Origin of the sequence: Bifidobacterium sp. wkB338, from assembly GCF_003688325.1 — a bacterium.
In the GTDB taxonomy this organism is placed as follows: domain Bacteria; phylum Actinomycetota; class Actinomycetes; order Actinomycetales; family Bifidobacteriaceae; genus Bombiscardovia; species Bombiscardovia polysaccharolytica.
In genome coordinates this window covers 50,289-65,098 of sequence record NZ_NPOR01000026.1, presented here as the reverse complement: position 1 = coordinate 65,098, position 14,810 = coordinate 50,289, and the positions used below count along the sequence as shown (strand labels likewise).

General features: G+C 61.8%; 13 protein-coding genes. 8 read left to right on the top strand and 5 right to left on the bottom strand.

All coding sequences use genetic code 11. The features are described from left to right. The 6 genes from CI603_RS05955 to CI603_RS05930 all read left to right on the top strand — a co-directional run bounded on the left by CI603_RS05955 (position 1) and on the right by CI603_RS05930 (position 6,308). On the top strand, positions 1 to 1,434 hold the full coding sequence (locus CI603_RS05955; RefSeq protein ID WP_121913418.1) for a dihydroorotase: 1,434 nt from the start codon (positions 1 to 3) through the stop codon (positions 1,432 to 1,434). After that, the gene (gene pyrF / locus CI603_RS05950) at positions 1,422 to 2,483 is read left to right on the top strand and encodes an orotidine-5'-phosphate decarboxylase (protein WP_121913417.1); all 1,062 of its coding nucleotides are present in this window, start codon (positions 1,422 to 1,424) and stop codon (positions 2,481 to 2,483) included. The genes CI603_RS05955 and pyrF overlap by 13 nt, the downstream gene beginning before the upstream one ends. After that, positions 2,480 to 3,325 carry a dihydroorotate dehydrogenase electron transfer subunit gene (locus tag CI603_RS05945; RefSeq protein WP_110425264.1) on the top strand — a complete coding sequence of 282 codons (846 nt, stop codon included), beginning with the start codon at positions 2,480 to 2,482 and terminating at the stop codon, positions 3,323 to 3,325. Before pyrF ends, CI603_RS05945 begins: the two co-directional genes overlap by 4 nt. Further along, on the top strand, positions 3,322 to 4,293 hold the full coding sequence (locus CI603_RS05940; RefSeq protein WP_183122266.1) for a dihydroorotate dehydrogenase: 972 nt from the start codon (positions 3,322 to 3,324) through the stop codon (positions 4,291 to 4,293). The genes CI603_RS05945 and CI603_RS05940 overlap by 4 nt, the downstream gene beginning before the upstream one ends. Further along, the gene (gene pyrE, locus CI603_RS05935) at positions 4,290 to 5,036 is read left to right on the top strand and encodes an orotate phosphoribosyltransferase (protein WP_259465496.1); all 747 of its coding nucleotides are present in this window, start codon (positions 4,290 to 4,292) and stop codon (positions 5,034 to 5,036) included. The genes CI603_RS05940 and pyrE overlap by 4 nt, the downstream gene beginning before the upstream one ends. A gap of 156 nt (positions 5,037 to 5,192) precedes the next feature. Beyond that, positions 5,193 to 6,308, top strand: a complete 1,116-nt coding sequence (locus tag CI603_RS05930; RefSeq protein WP_121913416.1) for a thioredoxin domain-containing protein — start codon at positions 5,193 to 5,195, stop codon at positions 6,306 to 6,308. Between the two features lie 110 nt (positions 6,309 to 6,418). On the opposite strand, the gene CI603_RS05925 is transcribed toward CI603_RS05930, so the two are convergent. The 3 genes from CI603_RS05925 to CI603_RS05915 are packed head-to-tail and all read right to left on the bottom strand — an operon-like array spanning position 6,419 to position 10,105. Then, positions 6,419 to 7,357 (bottom strand): LysR family transcriptional regulator, encoded by a 939-nt coding sequence (locus CI603_RS05925; RefSeq protein ID WP_046322935.1) that lies wholly within the window; start codon positions 7,355 to 7,357, stop codon positions 6,419 to 6,421. Between the two features lie 24 nt (positions 7,358 to 7,381). Further along, entirely contained in the window at positions 7,382 to 8,164 is a 783-nt protein-coding gene (locus CI603_RS05920; protein WP_121913415.1) for a 2,3-diphosphoglycerate-dependent phosphoglycerate mutase, read from the bottom strand. Between the two features lie 30 nt (positions 8,165 to 8,194). Next, positions 8,195 to 10,105, bottom strand: coding sequence for a bifunctional ADP-dependent NAD(P)H-hydrate dehydratase/NAD(P)H-hydrate epimerase (locus CI603_RS05915; protein ID WP_121913414.1), 1,911 nt, complete (start codon positions 10,103 to 10,105; stop codon positions 8,195 to 8,197). A gap of 137 nt (positions 10,106 to 10,242) precedes the next feature. Between CI603_RS05915 and CI603_RS05910 the strand changes: the two genes are divergently transcribed. Beyond that, entirely contained in the window at positions 10,243 to 10,932 is a 690-nt protein-coding gene (locus tag CI603_RS05910) for an MgtC/SapB family protein (RefSeq protein WP_015021846.1), read from the top strand. Positions 10,933 to 10,981: 49 nt separating this feature from the next. Here CI603_RS05910 and CI603_RS05905 read toward each other — a convergent pair whose 3' ends face one another. Together CI603_RS05905 and CI603_RS05900 are read right to left on the bottom strand one after the other, a co-directional pair. Then, complete coding sequence (locus tag CI603_RS05905) at positions 10,982 to 12,583, bottom strand: ABC-F family ATP-binding cassette domain-containing protein (RefSeq protein ID WP_046322930.1); 1,602 nt, start codon at positions 12,581 to 12,583, stop codon at positions 10,982 to 10,984. A gap of 117 nt (positions 12,584 to 12,700) precedes the next feature. Continuing rightward, a complete protein-coding gene (locus tag CI603_RS05900) occupies positions 12,701 to 13,933 on the bottom strand; it encodes a TspO/MBR family protein (RefSeq protein WP_147438288.1) in 1,233 nt (410 codons plus the stop codon). A gap of 184 nt (positions 13,934 to 14,117) precedes the next feature. Between CI603_RS05900 and CI603_RS05895 the strand changes: the two genes are divergently transcribed. Beyond that, positions 14,118 to 14,720: a DNA-3-methyladenine glycosylase I gene (locus CI603_RS05895; protein ID WP_121913412.1), complete on the top strand. Its 603-nt coding sequence runs from the start codon at positions 14,118 to 14,120 to the stop codon at positions 14,718 to 14,720. Positions 14,721 to 14,810 lie beyond the last annotated feature (90 nt).

Genomic DNA, 14,810 nt, shown 5'->3' with positions numbered 1-14,810 from the left:
ATGCGGCTGCTGGGGTTGACTGATTGGCGCACCGGCAGGGCGGTCGATCTGGTGCTTCCCCAGACGGCTGACAGCACGCTGATTGACGAGACCGGCGCCATGTCGGCAGAGGTGGATCAGATAGACGCCTCGGGGCTGGTACTGGCTCCGGCCCTGGTAGACCCGCACGTCCACCTGCGCGACCCTGGCCAAACTGACAAAGAAGACATGGTCACCGGCACAGCTGCCGCAGCTGCCGGAGGCTACGGGCTGATACTGCTCATGCCCAATACCCAGCCAGCCATGGACGGCCGTGCGAGGATGGCCGATGGGCGTACGATCATCGACTACCTGGAATCCTACGAGCAGGACCATGGGCTGAGCCTGCCGGTGGACTACGACCTCTGCGTGGCGGCCACTCTGGACCGGGCCGGCAGGCAGGCCTCAAACCCAGACGACTGGTCGAGTCACCTGCCTGGCCACGGATACGACCATCCTGTAGTGGCCATCAGCGATGACGGATCGGCAGTAACCGATCAGACCCTGGAGGCCGTTGCTGCCAATGCCCGAGAATTCGACCTGCCCATCCTGGATCACTGTGAACACCACGAGCATGGTCAGGTCAACCTGGGGGCCGTCAGCCGCAGGCTGGGGCTGGAAGGGATTCCCGCCTCCACCGAGACCGCCATTATCAATCGGGACATCGAACTGGCAGAACGTACCGGCACCCGGGTGCATCTGCAGCATGTCAGCACTGCCGGGGGATTCGAGGCTGTTCGCCGGGCCAAGACCCGTGGGTTGCCGGTCACCTGCGAGACCGCACCCCACTATCTGGCCCTCTGCGACGAGGACCTGCTGCGTTGCGGCAGCATGGCCAAGATGAACCCTCCACTGCGCTCCCGCGCTGACCAGCAGGCTGCACTTGAGGCCGTAGCCGACGGCACCGTGGACATGATTGCCACCGACCATGCCCCCCACACCAGCGCTGAGAAGGAACTGGGGCTCAAGGATGCCCCCAACGGCATCATCGGTCTGGAAACTGCCTATGCAGTCTGCAACCAGGTCCTGGTCGAGAGCGGACTCGTCAGCCATGACCGCCTGATCGAACTCATGTCCCTGGCTCCAGCCGAGCTCATGGGCATGCGTCGGCTCCTGCCCGAAGACCTGCCCTCGCATACGGCGAACAAGGTCAATAAAGCCGGTCACCTGCAGCTGGAGGCCGACCGTCACAGCGATGCCAATCTGCCACCTGTTGACCTGGTCATCTTGGACCCCGAGGCCAAGTGGGAGGTAGATCCCAGCCGCTTCCATTCCAAGTCACGGAACACCCCTTTCGCCGGAGCAGGGCTGGCCGGACGGGTCATGGCCACCATAAAGGATGGGCGTCTGGTATTCTCCCGCCTGCCCACAAGCCGCGTCATCACCAGGGAAAGGATCCGAGCATGGACCGACTGACTGCGCTCGTCCAGGACAAGAACAATCCGACCGTGGTCGGTCTGGATCCGCGACCGGAACTGCTGCCCAGCCAGCTGATCGAACAGGCCAGACAGCGCGCAGCCCGGAGCATGGCTCAGATGGGCCTGGACCCTAAGGACCTGCAACAGACCCAGGGCGAACAGGCTCAGGCTGTCTGGGCGGACCACCTGGCCAGGGCTTATCTGCGCTTTAACCTGGCCATCCTGGAAGGCGTGGCCGACCTGGTGCCTGCAGTCAAGCCTCAGATTGCCATGTACGAGGCACTGGGACCTTGGGGCATCAGGGCCTACACCGGCACCTGCCGAGCCGCAGCCGACCGTGGCCTCTATGTCATCGGGGATGTCAAGCGCGGTGACATCGGCTCCACGGCTGAGGCCTACGCCGCCCACCTGGACGGGCTCCCTCTACCCTTCACTCCTGGGCAGACGATCGACGGGCCGGCTCACAGTGGCGGGAGATTCCCCTGGTACGAGGATGCCCTGACCATCAATGTCTACCTGGGCTCCGACGGGGTGGAACCCTTCCTGCAGGCTGCCGAGCACATCCAGGGCGACTTGTTCGCCCTGGTGCGCACATCCAATCCCTCGGGCAGCCAAATCCAGGAACTGGGCCTGGACACGGCCTCAGGCGGGGGAACCATTTATCAGCGCCTGGGAGATCTGGTGGAATCCTGGGGACAATCCTCCATCGGGGAATCGGGTTACTCCAGGCTTGGTGCTGTGGTCGGCGCCACCCATCCTGAGGATGGCGCCCTTCTGCGGCAGGCCATGCCCCACACCTTTTTCCTGGTCCCCGGTTACGGAGCGCAGGGCGGTTCAGCGGCCGACGTGGTGCCCATGTTCGACCAGTCCGGCGGCGGCGCTGTGGTCAACTCCTCTCGGGGAATCATCGCAGCTTGGCGGAAGGATCCGGACTACAGCCCGCAGCTCAGCGTTCAGGCGGCCCTGGGCATGGTCACCCGCGATGCCCGCCAAGCTGCGCAGGCTATGAAGGACGATCTCAATCAGGCGATCAAGGAGGCCCGATGAAAACCAACCTCTTTATATCCACCAGTCGGGTGGAAGAACAGGCCGAACGGGCAGGTCGGCTGCCTGGACGGCGTACTGCCCAGGTCACCGGCATGGAGCCCCTGGACCGGCAGGTCTGGCGAATGACCATCCGCGACCCTTACCTGGCCGCCCATGCCCCTGCAGGAGCCTTCATCAACCTTTACTCTGCAGACCGCATGACCATGATGCCCAGACCCTTCGGTATCAGCCGGGTTCTGGCGGGCGAGCAGATCGAGATTATCTTCGCCGTAGTTGGCCAGGGGACCAATGAATTCTCCCTCCTGCAACCGGGTATGGCTGTGGACCTGCTTGGGCCCCTGGGCCATGGCTTCGACCTGGAGAAGCCCGCAGACTATCTGCTGGTAGGCGGCGGCTTGGGTGTTCCTCCGCTGATTCGCGCAGCCCAATGCCTCCAAGGCCGGTCCGGTGTAAGCACCACCGCCCTGCTGGGCTACCGGGACCATCGGTTCGCCGATGCCATCATGGGCTCGCTGACCGATCGGCTGGAGTCCATCGACAATGCCTCCGGGGATGTCATAACCCTCTTGGATCGGGTTAGCGGCGACATCGATACCGAACGGACCATCATCCTGACCTGCGGACCCTTGCCCATGATGCGAGCCGTGGCCGCCTGGGCCCGCAAGACCGGCCTGCCTGCCCAGTGCTGCATGGAGTCCCGAATGGGTTGCGGCTATGGTACCTGCGTCGCCTGCGTGGTCGATACCGTTGACGGCAGGCTCAAGGTCTGCAAGGACGGCCCGGTCTTCGCTGCCGATCGTCTTATCTGGGATGCAGAAGGAAGCAAGGAGATGCCGCGATGAGCCAGCGGACAATCGCAGAAATGCAGACGGCCATAGCCATGGATCCTCTGGAGCCGCACGTCTGGCGGCATGGCACTGTTGTGGCCGGCACGCCTTGGAAGAACCCGGTGGGTACCGCCTCGGGCACATTCAACCTGGATGCCTGCGGGGGTTATTACGACGTCTCCCAGATGGGCGCCATTTCCACCAAGGGGGTTTCGCCGGTTCCCTGGGAAGGTAACCCAACGCCCAGGACCGCCGAGAGCCCAGCCGGCATGGTCAACTCTGTTGGCCTGCAGAACCCGGGCGTGGACCATTACCTGGTGGACGAACTGCCCAGGCTCAAGGCCCTGGGAGCCACCGTGGTCACCAACGTGGCCGGCCACAGCGACGAGGACTACGCCATCGTTGTGGAACGGCTGGCAGACTCCCCGGCGGATATGTTGGAGATCAACGTCTCCTGCCCCAACGTCTCACATGGAGGGATGTCCGTAGGCACTGATGCCAAGGCTCTGAATCGGTTGATCACCCGGCTGCGGGGTCTGACCGACAAGCCCATGGTGATCAAGCTGACCCCCAACGTCACGGACATTGTGGAGGTGGCCCGAGCGGCCGTTGATGGGGGAGCAGATGCCCTCAGCCTGATCAACACCCTGGTGGGCATGCGCATCGACATCAATACAGGCAAGCCTATCCTGGCCCAAGGCACCGGTGGTGTCTCAGGCCCTTGCATCCTGCCCATCGCTTTGTCCTTCGTCTGGCGGGTGCGCCAGGCATTGCCCGACATTCCCATCATCGGCATCGGAGGAATCGACTCGGGACGCACGGCCTTGGAATTCCTCTATGCGGGGGCCAACGCCGTGGAGGTGGGCGCTGCGGCCCTGGTGGACCCTGTGGCGCCCATGAGGGTGGCCCGCGAACTGGATGATCTTTTAGACGAGCGGCCCGATCTGGCCGAATTGCTCAAGAAAGGGAAGTGCTGGCGATGAGCGCAACCGCAGCAGAAAACAACGACCATGACGGGGATGCCCTGGAGCAGACCCGCCGCATCCAGGAGGGTTTCACCAGCTTCCTGCTGCAGAGCGGAGCGCTCAAGTTCGGTGACTTCACCCTGAAGTCAGGGCGGCGCTCGCCCTACTTCATCAACGCCGGGGCCTTCAATGACGGACGGCTGATTGCCCTGCTGGGGGAGTTTTACGCCCGGACCATTGTACAGGCTGTGAAGCAGGGGACCCTGCCCGCCGACATCGACACGGTATTCGGCCCGGCCTACAAGGGAATTCCCCTGGCCGTCTCCACCGCCATAGCGCTGAGCGGGGCGCACAGCATGCCGGTCGGCTACACCTTTGACCGCAAGGAGGTCAAGGACCATGGCGATGGAGGCCTCATGGTCGGCACCCAGCTCAGGGATGGCATGAGGGTGCTGCTGGTGGATGATGTCATGACCGCCGGGACTGCGGTCCGACAGGTGGTGCCCAAGATCATGTCCCAGGCCAAGGTGACCATCGTCGGCCTAGTGCTCTCCGTGGACCGAATGGAGCGCACCGGACAGGGCCAAGGCTCGGCTGTGGAGTCCATCATGGACGAGTTCCACTTCCCGGTCATCAGCATCGTCAACGTCCGCCAGATCTTTGGCGCGGCCGCCACTATGAAGGGTCCGGACGGGTCGCCCATTCTGGACCAGCGCACGGCCGATGCCGCCAGGAACTATCTGGCGCGCTACGGTGCCTGAGCAAATCCTGGCTCATATCGATATGTTGATTGTGCGTGCAGGGCCGCATTGACGCACATTCTTCGAATGGTCATTCTGTCGGATGACCCTCGTGTAGATTGGTAAAGGTCCGACGGGCACGCCGACGGATCATCATCGCAAGGAAGGCCATGGATCATGACGAAACCGCTGGAGCAGAATGGTCATGAGGAACCGGACCAGACTGAGGTCGACGAAGTGAATGCCGCTCCTCAGACGAATTCAGAGGAGACGGCCAAGCCTGCCGTTTCTGACACAGCAACTAGTGCAGAGAAATCTTCGGATGAGGCAGAACCTGCTGATGAGCGTCCTTCGACTGTTGAGGAACCGGAAGAGCCAGGCCGGCCTGCTCAGCGGTCTCGGAGGCTACCGCTAATACTGGTTGTGATTGCTCTTGTGCTGGTGCTTGTAGCCGGCTTCTACATGCTGTGGACTAACCGTTCAGGAGACGACCAGTCAGCCCAAAAGCCTTCGTCGGAAGTATCGACCGCCCAAGTCAGCAAGGGCCCCACTGGGGATGCCAAGGCCTACAAGGCACTGCAAGCGGTCACCGTCAAGCCGTCAGTTGCCGACGACCAGGGAGGGCTGACCGTCCCAGCTAAGGGAGTCGGCAGCAAGAAGAAGGTTGCTGGTGTGCCTATCCTTGAAATCTTCATGGATCCCATGTGCCCATGGTGTGGCAAGGTGGGCCGGGTCATCGATCCCCAGCTGCAGCGTATGATTAGCGCAGGCCAGATCAACGTCACCTACAACTTTTTGAACTTCCTTGATTCGGCCTCCAGTGACCAGTACTCCAGCCGCGTGGACAACGCCTTGGCTATGGTGGCCCAGGAGGATCCGGATCATCTGCCGGCCTTCGCCGCCGCCGTCTTTGCTGCCGACTTCCAGCCCAATGAAAGCTCCTATCAGGCCGTCTCCGACGCGCGCCTGGCCGACCAGGCCGTAGGGGCGGGCGTGCCCAGGTCCCTGGCAGACCGTTTTGCCCAAGGCACCTACAGACCATGGGTGGACAAGGTCAGCGCCTATGCCATCACCCGCAAGGACGCCAAGGATGCCAAAGGAGAGTTCTCGACCCCCACCATCATGATCAACGGCAAAGTCTGGGATCTGACCGCAGCTGCAAAGAGCCAGGGAGGCCTGGAACATCTGGACCGGGCCCTGCTCAAAGCCCTGGGACTGAAATCGCAGGATGTGGGTCACCAAGGGAAGATGCCATCCATCGGAGCCCAAGGAACAGCGCTGAAAGCAGAATAAGCGGCAACTGCTAAGGGATATGATCTGTGGCAAAAATTAAGGATTGCCGTTATCAGTTCGGTTGTTTGCCTGTTAAGCCTTTGTCGGTTCGGCTATCGCTTGCCTGACTATTACTTGCTTGACTCCTGCTCGATCAGCGAATATCCGTGGTTGGACACCACCTGGCGTAGCTTGTCCAAGTAGAGTTCGGCGGCATGGGACAGCTTGGTCCGGCTGTTGACGATCCAGCCCAAAAGCATGGATTCATCCGACTCCAGGGGGACACTGACAATCTTCTCGTTGTTCAGGTCCTCGTTGTCGATGCCAGTGCAGACCGTGTAGGCGTTGAGCCCGACGATGAAGTTGAGCATGGTGGCCCGGTCGCTCACGGTGATTTGCTTGGGGGAGTAGTCGGGCCAGACTGCCTCCTCTGCAAAATAGAAGGAACCCTCCTCGCCCTGCTCATACTGCAGGAAGGGGTAGGGCTCCAAGTCCTTCATGGTCACCATGGCCCGATCAGCCAAGGGGTTGGTCCGGGCGATAAAGACATGCAGATCTGCACGGAAGAGGGGATGGAAGTCCAGGTGTTTCTCACGCAGCATCTTGGACAGGACCCGTTTGTTGAAGTCGGACTCGTAGATGATGCCTATCTCGGACTGAAGAGTGGCCACCTGGTCGATGATGTCCCTGGTGCGCGTCTCTCGTATGGTGAATTCGTACTCATCCGAATCGATGGAGTTGATCATCTCCACGAAAGCTTCCACAGCGAACATGTAGTGCTGGGTTGAAACCCGGCAGAGCTGCTTGCGGGGCCTGACCTGCCGGTAGCGGGCCTCCAGCAGATCGGTCTGATCCAGAATCTGCCTGGCATAGGTAAGGAATTCCGCCCCGTCTACTGTCAGAGCAATCCCTTGGGAGTGGCGGGTGAAGATTTCGATGCCCAGCTCGTTTTCCAGCTCCTTGACCGATGAGCTCAGAGCCGGCTGGGAGATGTAGAGCTCGTGCGAGGCCTCGTTCATGGAGCCGCATTCGACAATCTTGACGATGTAGCGCAGTTGGAGCAGTGTCATGTAAGCAAATCTATACCCAAGTCTCTATCGGCCCAGGGCCGCGGTTTCAGCTATGCCCCGGTTCGCAGCCTTCTGATCAAGATAGCGACCCGGACCCATGACTTGAAGATTGCCATCTTCATCGGTCTTGAAGTTGTAGACCATAGGAACGCCCGTGGGCACGTTGATGGACCGGATATCCGTGTCGTCAACGTCTTCAAGGACCTTGATCAGGCTCCGAACCACGGAACCATGGGTGACGATGAGCACAGTCCGACCTTGGGCCAGGCTGGGGGCTATCCGGCTTCGCCAGTAGGGATGCAGACGGAGCAGCAGATCCTTGAGGCACTCGGCGCGGATCTCGGCCGGATTCTGGCTGTCCAGCCCGTCGCCCATGGCAGGGTAATAGCGTGGATCCGGTCCCTGAAAGTATGGTGAATCGGTTTCGATGGCAGGCGGCCTAACATCGTAGGAACGTCGGTAAATGTCGAATTGCTGCTGACCATAGCGTTCCAGCATGGCCGGTCGCGTCTGTCCCTGGAATGCGCCATAGTGGCGCTCGTTCAGCCGCCAGGTGCGCTCTACCGGAATCCAGGCTCGATCAACCAGGTCCAGCACCGTGTTGGCAGTGACGATGCTGCGGGTCAGCAGAGAGGTGAAGACCATGTCGGGCAACAGGCCTGATTCCTTGAGCAGCTGTCCGGCATGGCGGGCCTGTTGCAGTCCGCGATCCGTCAGGGGCACGTCCACCCAACCGGCGAAACGGTTGACCGACTTCTGAGTCCAGACGCTTTCTCCGTGACGCATGACGATGAGCTGCGAGGTCATCAAATCGACTCCTTTTCTGATGACGTGTTTTTAGAACCAGAGCGAGCTGTTTTCGAAGAAGAGGGAAGCATCGTCGCCTTCCTGGGCGGATTGGTCGATTTGATCAGCAGTCCCTGCGGCTCTTGACATGACCAGACCTATAGCCTTGGGCAGAGCATCGGCCACCTGGCCGGCACGGATCGGCTGCCCCATAAGCCCTGAAGCTATCCCGTGACCCTCCTGCTGGCTGTCCTGGTGGGCTACCAGATCCGCAAAATCCTGAGGCTTACGCGGGTCGAAGATCAGCGGTTGCTCCCAGCCGGTCTGCCTGCCTCCGCTGGCCAGAGAACCGGCAAGCCCGTGCACGAAGGCCGCAGCAGCTGTTAGATCCACCATCAGCGTGGCATCATCCTGGATTGGTCCGGCATTTTGTGCCAGTATGGCCCCGATGGTTCCGGAGAGCACGTCTCCTGATCCGGCTGTAGACAGCCATGCTGGGCCGAAGCCGGTGGTCATGACGCGGGGACGGTCGGTGTCGTCCTCGCCGACGACCAATGTGATGGCCCCCTTGAGCAGAATGGTGGCCCCGGTCAGCTGACAGGCTCGGATTGCCCAGTGCAGGGGTTCGGCCATGACCTGGTCGCCGTCCACGTTCTCTCCATGTGAGTCGAGTAATGCGGCCATTTCGCCAGCATGTGGGGTAAGCACCGTGCGCGGGCCCAGCCGGTCCGGCAGCAGATCCAAAGCACCGGCATCGGCTACTACCGGCGGGTCAGCTGCTGCTTCATCCTCGTCCAGGTCGGCGGCCTGACGACTGAGTATATCGGCAATCAGATCACGCTGATCGTCCTGGCCTTGAGGTCCAGCTGCCTCCTGTGCTTGTCTGGTGGGTACACCAGAGCCCAGAACCCAGGATTCAACCCTTCCGCGGCCCAGGACGGTCTCGGGCAGCTCCTGCAGGATCAGGTCGCCCACCTGCTCGGGGCCGCAGTAACGGATCATGCCCACGTTGCCGTTGGCAGCAGCCTTGCTGGAGAGCAGTCCGGCGCCATGGTAGAGGGCGGATCCGGTGACCAGGCCGACCACGCCCCGACTGTACTTGGTGTCATTTACCCGAGGCGCTCTCAGGAGACTGGCGCAGTCCTCAGCGCTCATGCAGGAGACGCTGGGAACCAGGGCCGAGGTGTCAAAACCGAAGTCAACCAGGACGATTCTGCCGCAGACATAGGCGGCCGGGGGCAGCATCAGGCAGGGTTTCATGGCTCCCATGGTCACGGTCACATCTGCCGGAATGTAGGCACCGGGAAGTGTGCCCTCGTCCACGTCCAAACCGGAGGGGGTATCCACGGCCAGCACCAAGGGCCTATCCTGGCCGGCGGGGTCGTGCCAGGCTGGTCTGTCGGGCAGACCGCTCTCCATGCCCAGTTCTGCGGCCAGAGCAGCGGGAATGCCGCGCAACGCCCCCTTGAGGCCGATACCCGTCATAGCATCGATAATCAGATCCGCCTGTCGGCACAGCTCCAGAGCCTGGTCCAGCTCCTCGGATGCTTGGTCCGGTCCGGAGGGGGTCTCGCAGCCGGGGATGGCTGCCTGGGGATCCAGGGCCGCGACCACTCCGCCGGCGCGTAGAAGAGCGTCCAGACCACCCTGGTGCAGGCTGCGTCCGGTGGCCACCACAGTCACGTCGGCCCCGTGCCCGGCCAGGTCAGCTGAGGCATAGAGCCCGTCGCCGCCATTGTTGCCGGCCCCTGCCAGCAGGACGATCCTGGCGCCTGCCGGCTCCAGCCCAGCCTGGGTCAGCATGACATCGGCCACGGAGGCCAGGGATCCGGCGGCAATGCGCATCAGAGGCACCCCGTCATCCAAAAACGGCTGCTCCAGGGATCGGATCATGTCGGCGGAATAGGCGCTGGTGGCCAGGGTCCGCCGAGCTTCGCGGCGTTCATCTGGTGACGGCTTCATGGCATCACACCCCTCATTCAAAAGGTCCACGTGCGGCGGCGGCACGGCCGGCCACGTGCTGGCTCCACTCTATCCGATGGCCATGTCCTGCAAGCGTTATAAGGTCTGCCTATTTACGAGGGCAGGGAAGGAAATTCATGCAGGGATTCGCAATGCCGAACCAGGGCCAGATTATGGCAGTGGTCCTGACGGTGGTCCTATGTGGCCTGATCGGTTTCGAGCGCGAGTTCCTCAAACATGACGCTGGCATCCGCACCCATATTCTTGTGGGTCTGGGCAGCTGCCTGTTCACCATGGTCTCCCTTTACGGCATCCAAGCCGCTGTAGGCAACTACTCTTGGGATGCCTCCCGAATTGCGGCCGGAGTGGCCTCGGGCATCGGCTTCATCGGCGCCGGGGTCATCTTCTTCAACCACGATTCTGTCAAGGGTCTGACGACGGCCAGTGCCATTTGGGTAGCCGCTGCTGTGGGCATGGCCTGCGGGGTCCAGCTCTTCGCCATCGCCATTCTGGCTGTCGTCTTCTACTTCCTGGCCGTTCTGGTCATCGCACCCATCCTCAAGTGGTTCCTGCGCAACCGTCAGAACACAGTTCTGCGCATCGTATATCAAGACGGCCACGGCTGCCTGCGTGAATCCCTGCTGCTGGCCACCCGCATGGGCTTCGAGTCCCGGGTGCTGACCATCCACGAGCTGCACCGGGATGCCTGGAAGGGCGCCGATGTCACCGTCAACCTGTTGGGCAAGGGGGACGTGACCGAGCTGGTCGAATCCATAGGCCAGACTCCAGGGGTCAAAGGGGTTGAGGTCCTGGGGGAGGACGACTGACTCGCTGGCGACACAGACGACCCACAGCCATGGGCCAATAGGTGGCTACCTACTCTTCAGCCACCAGATCCAGATAGTCGTCGCTCCAGAGATCCTCATCACCGTCGGGCATGAGCAGCACCCGTTCAGGGTTGAGCGCCTTGACGGCCCCCTCGTCGTGGGTGACCAGCACGATGGCCCCCTCGTACTTGGCGATGGCCTTGAGTATCTCGTCCCGCGAGGCGGGGTCCAGGTTGTTGGTGGGCTCGTCCAGCAGCAGGACGTTGGCCCGGCTGGTCACCAGGGTGGCCAGGGCCAGGCGGGTCTTCTCGCCGCCCGAAAGAACCTTGGTGGGCTTCATGGCGTCGTCCCCTGAGAAGAGGAAGGAGCCCAGGATGGTCCGCGCCTGGGTGTTGTCCAGGTCCGGGGCCACATGCTGTAGGTTCTCCAGAACGGTGACATCGTTATCCAGGGTGTCGTGCTCCTGAGCGAAGTAGCCGATCTTGGCCCCATGCCCCAGGGTCACCTTGCCCGTGTCGGGCTGCTCGATGCCGGCCAGCAACCGCAGGGTGGTGGTCTTGCCAGCGCCGTTGTACCCCAGGATGACCACCCGGGAGCCCTTGTCGATGGCCAGGTTGATGCCGGCGAAGACAATGTTGGATCCGTAGGCCTTGGACAGGTCCTCGGCCATGATGGGCGTGCGGCCGCAGGGAGCGGGATCCGGGAAGCGCAGGTCGGCCACCTTTTCGGCCTTTTCCGCCTCTTGGGTGTCGGCCAGCAGGCGCTGGGCGCGGCGCATCATGTTCTGGGCGGCCACGGCCTTGGTTGCCTTGGCGTGCAGGCGGATGCCCTGCCGCATCAGGCGGTCGGCCTTCTTCTCGGCCACCTCGCGTTCGCGGCGTCGGCGCTCCTCGTCCACCACCCGCTGGCGCAGATAGGCCTTCCATCCCATGGTGTACATGTCGATGCAGGAGCGCTGGGCATCCAGATGCCAGATGCGGTTGACGGTCTCGTCAAGCAACTCGGTGGAGTGGGAGATGATCAGGAAGCCGCCCTCGAACCGGCGCAGGTAGCCTTTGAGCCACTCAATGGAGTCGGCATCCAAATGGTTGGTGGGCTCGTCCAGAATCAGGGTGTCGGCATCGGAGAAGAGGATTCTGGCCAGTTCGACCCGTCGGCGCTGACCGCCGGAGAGGGTACCCAGTGCCTGCTGCAGTGTCTCTTGGCTGAGCCCCAGGCTCTCACCCATGACGATGGCCTGTGATTGGGCCGCATAGCCTCCGGCGTTCTCAAAGTCCTGCTGGGCCTTGTCGTAGCGCTTCATGGCCTTTTCCATGATTTTGGGATCCGGATTGGTCATCTCGGTCTCAGCCTTACGCATCCGCTGGATGATGGATGCGATGTCCCTGGCGCTCATTACCCGGTCCAGGGCGCTTTGTTCGGAATCACCCGCATGTGTGGACTGGGGCAGGTATCCCAGCTGTCCGGTCACCCGCACCTTGCCGGCCGAGGGGAGCATGTCTCCGGTGATGACCCTGGTCAACGTGGTCTTGCCGGCGCCGTTGCGGCCCACCAGGCCGATGCGGTCGCCCTTGGTCACATGGAAGTCGGTGGCTTGCAGCAGTAGTCGGGCACCTATTCGGATCTCAAGTCCCTGCGCCTCAATAGCCATGCCGCCTCCGACCCCGCTTTCCTTGTGGATTCAAAACTTGCAAGGAATCATGGTAGCAAGAAGCAAGCCCCGCCAGTGCGTCTCGGCTGACGGGGCAATGGATGAGTCGTGGATGAATCAGCGACGGACCAGTCTGAACTTGCTCCAGGGGAAGTAGACCAGGAAGGCGCCCACGGCCGTCAGGGCGATGACCAACACACCCATGGCGGCCGCGAAGGAGAAGATCCTGATGCCGATGCCCAGGCATGCCCAGATGACCACCAGGCCGAAGACCCAGTCCTTGCCATGCCTGTTCATCAGATAGGCTACGGCCAGGAGTGCGCCGACCACGATGATGGTGGCAAATCCCTGGACGGCATTGCTGACCTTGTGCCCGGCGACCACCGTGTATCCTGCGTTGACCAGGGTGGCCACGCTCAGCCAGCTGGCGTACATGGACAGGGGAATCCAGTCCAGGGCCTTGGCGGCGGTCGGGGTTCCGGCCTTGGTGGCGTCCCTGCGCACGAGGGCATAGAGCATCCAGGCCAGCACAGTCAGAATGAGGATGATGACCAGGGCCCAGAAGTTGCGCTCCATGTGCCAGAGAGCCAGCCAGGCGATATTCAGGCAGCAAGTGGCCACAAAGAGCAACCCGCTCAGCGTGAAGGGCAGGAATCCCAGGCGTTTGCGGCTGGGGCCCGCCAGGCAGAAGCGGAAGAGCCAGATGGCCAGGGCAATGTAGATGACCCCCCAGATGGCAAAAACGTAGCCGGCGGGCATGATCCAGAGGTTGACCTTGCGGGCCAGGCCACCCACGGTCGTGTCATTGAAATGGTAGACCTCCGCATAGCCGTTGAAGCCCACCATTGCCACCCAGGCCACCCAGAGCAGGATGTCCTCGAAGAGCTTCCAGCCGCGGCCCTTGGAAGATTCCTGTTCCTTTTCAGGCTGACCCTGCTTTTGATGCTGCTCCTTTGCTTGTTCCTGAGCACGATTTGATCCCTGCGTCGCTTCATTGCTGTTGCGATCAGAGCGACCTTTGCCTCCATTGGCGGTCTCATCAGCACTGGTTTTCCCAGCCGCTGCCATCTTTGATGAATCATGTGACTGCTTGGCTGCAGTACCCGAAAGCGATGAATCCGAAGCAGACAAGTCTGGAGTTGATGAATTCGAAGCCGACGAATTTGAAGATGCCGAACGTGCATCTGTCGAACTCCGAGTTGCCGATGCAGAGCTCGATTTCGTGGAACCTGCACTTGCTGAATTTTTGGCTGATTGGCTGCCCTGCATGGCAGGGGAGGTACGCTTGGCTCTCTCGACCGGATCCTCCTTGTCGGTCCAGAGTCTGCGCGGATTGTCCTTGTCAGTCATGGCACATGCTTCCTCTCCTTGCCGGACGCAACCGTACTGCCGCCATGGGGATGGCCCCGGGCATGGGCCGACCGGCCTCTGCTTCAACTCTAAATCGGCCAGCCTGGCTCGGTGGTATTGACCACCCGGTCAGGACTGCCGCCGGTGCTAGCCTGAAGCCGAATGCCGGAAAGGGGAGTACAGCATGGCCGAACCTTCACATAGATGCGACTGGGCTCGGGTAGACGACCCGCTCATGCGCAGCTACCACGACCATGAGTGGGGCCGCCCCCTGCATGGCTCCCAGAGGCTCTTCGCTATGCTCTCCCTGGAGATATTCCAGTGCGGGCTCAGCTGGCAGCTGATCCTGCATCGTCGTCAGGCTTTCTTCAAGGATTTCAACAACTTCGACATTCAAGCGGTCGCCGCCTTCGACACCGACCGAATCGACCGTCTCATGGCCGACCCTGCCATCATCCGCAATCGACGCAAGATCGAAGCCACGGTGGCCAATGCCGCCGTGATCGCCAGCCAATTCCCCGGGGAGGAATTCGACCGCTACTGCTGGTCCTTTACCGGTGGGCTGACAATCAACCACGACTACCCGGACGATCCCTCCATACCGCGCTACGACCACCTGTCAGCCATCGTATGCAAGGACATGCGCGACCTGGGCCTGCGCTTCCTGGGCCCGGTGACCGTCCACTCCTTCCTCCAGGCGGCCGGCATGATCAACGATCACCAGCACGACTGCTTCCTCAACGGTTGCAACCGCCCGCCTCTTGATTCGCCGAACTTGTCCATCTAAGCCGTCATCGAACACCTGTTCGAATTATTCGGCCCAGGCGATATTATGGTCAGGCTTTGGCCTCAGCCTTGGCCATGGGTCTTCAGGGAA